Source organism: Streptomyces sp. NPDC029216, assembly GCF_040648015.1.
Classification (GTDB): domain Bacteria; phylum Actinomycetota; class Actinomycetes; order Streptomycetales; family Streptomycetaceae; genus Streptomyces.
Map to the genome: position 1 here is coordinate 1 of NZ_JBEZWL010000299.1, position 2,022 is coordinate 2,022.

Here is a 2,022-nt window from a genome sequence, read left to right on the forward strand (position 1 = left end):
GGAGGCGCCGGAGCCGGAGCCGGAGCGGCGGCCGCGGCCGCCGGAGGCGGGAGCGGCGGCGCCGGACGCGCCGGTGCGCGGTGCGCCCGAGCGGCGGCGCGAGGAGCCCGAGCCGGAGCCCGAACCGGTGCGCGGCTTGGGCTGCGCGGGCTGCGGGACCTCCAGCACGACGGGGATGCCGGAGGGCTCGCGGGCGCCGGTCAGCTGGGTGAGCTCCTCGTCGGAGGACTTGATCTGCGCGGTGCGCGGGGAGATCCCGGCGTCCGACATCAGGCGGCTCATGTCCCGCTTCTGGTCGGGCAGGACCAGGGTGACGACACTGCCGGACTCGCCGGCGCGGGCGGTGCGGCCGCCACGGTGCAGGTAGTCCTTGTGGTCGGTGGGCGGGTCGATGTTGACGACGAGGTCGAGGTCGTCGATGTGGATGCCGCGCGCGGCCACGTTGGTGGCGATCAGCGCGGTGACCTCGCCGGTCTTGAACCAGTCCAGGGTGCGGTTGCGCTGCGGCTGGGAGCGTCCTCCGTGCAGGCCGGAGGCGCGCACGCCCTCGGCGAGGAGCTTCTTGACCATGCGGTCGACGCCGCGCTTGGTGTCGACGAACATGATGACGCGGCCGTCACGTGCGGCTATGCGCGTCGCCACGGCCTTCTTGTCGGTCTCGTCCATGACGTACAGGACGTGGTGCTCCATGGTGGTGACCGCGCCGGCCGACGGGTCGACGGAGTGGCCGACCGGGTCGCTCAGGAACATCTTGACGAGCTTGTCGACGTTCTTGTCGAGGGTCGCCGAGAACAGCATGGTCTGGCCGCCGGGCGCGACCTGCTTGAGCAGCGCGGTGACCTGCGGCATGAAGCCCATGTCGGTCATCTGGTCGGCCTCGTCGAGGACGGTGATCGACACCTGCGAGAGGTCGGCGTCGCCGCGGTCGATGAGGTCCTTCAGGCGGCCGGGGGTGGCGACGAGCACCTCGGCGCCGCGCCGCAGCGCGCCCGCCTGCCGGTTGATGGACATGCCGCCGACGACGGTCGCGACGCGCAGGTTGACGGCCGTGGCGTACGGGGTCAGGGCGTCGGTGACCTGCTGGGCGAGCTCGCGGGTCGGTACGAGGACCAGCGCGAGCGGCGCCTTGGGCTGGGCGCGGCGGCCGGAGGTGCGGGCGAGCACGGCCAGGCCGAAGGCGAGGGTCTTGCCGGAGCCGGTGCGGCCGCGGCCGAGCAGGTCACGGCCGGCGAGGGAGTTCGGCAGCGTGGCGGCCTGGATCGGGAAGGGCTCGGTGACGCCCTGGGCTGCGAGGGTCTTCAGCAGCGCCGCGGGCATGTCCATGTCCTCGAACGCGGCCACCGGCGGGAGGGCCGGGGTCTGCGGTTCGGGCATGGTGAATTCCTGGGGCCGGGCTACGGGTGCGGGCTTCTGCCGTCCCGCACCAGCCTTCGGACGTCCCTGGGCCGCACCTCTGCCCCGGCTGGGGCGGCGGCCGGGTCGTGCGGAGCTGGAGCTGGTCATGCGGAAAAGCCCTCCTGAAACCGGCAAGGTAAGACAAACGGTTAAAACAGCAGACAAGCCGGGGCCCGCACCTCGCGGCGCGGACCCCGGCATGCTGAAGAACTTAGGCGGGAACGATGTTCTCCGCCTGGGGGCCCTTCTGGCCCTGCGTGACGTCGAAGGACACGCGCTGGCCCTCCTGGAGCTCACGGAAGCCGTTCATGGCGATGTTCGAGTAGTGGGCGAAGACGTCCGGGCCGCCGCCGTCCTGCTCGATGAAGCCGAAGCCCTTTTCCGAGTTGAACCACTTCACGGTGCCAAGTGCCATTTGAATCTCCTGAATAGGCGGCAAGGGCCCCATCCGGGAGAATCCGGCAAAAACAATAAAAGCGCCTGCGGAGCAATCCCGTCAGGCGCACATAAAGTTCATGGGTACCACAACTGCAACGCCACAACGTTAGCACACCTCGGCCGCGGCCCGCTGCCGCCGGTGGCGGGGCGCGGGCGCGCGGGCCCCCGCCCCCCCCCCCCCCCCCCCCC

General features: G+C 71.4%; 2 protein-coding genes. Both read right to left on the bottom strand.

Translation table 11 applies throughout. From position 1 onward, the window contains the following. On the bottom strand, positions 1 to 1,503 hold a 1,503-nt coding region (locus AB0F18_RS39120; protein ID WP_362070287.1), incomplete at its 3' end, for a DEAD/DEAH box helicase. A 103-nt stretch (positions 1,504 to 1,606) separates the two neighbouring features. Continuing rightward, on the bottom strand, positions 1,607 to 1,810 hold the full coding sequence (locus tag AB0F18_RS39125; RefSeq protein WP_362070290.1) for a cold-shock protein: 204 nt from the start codon (positions 1,808 to 1,810) through the stop codon (positions 1,607 to 1,609). Between the last annotated feature and the right edge of the window lie 212 nt (positions 1,811 to 2,022).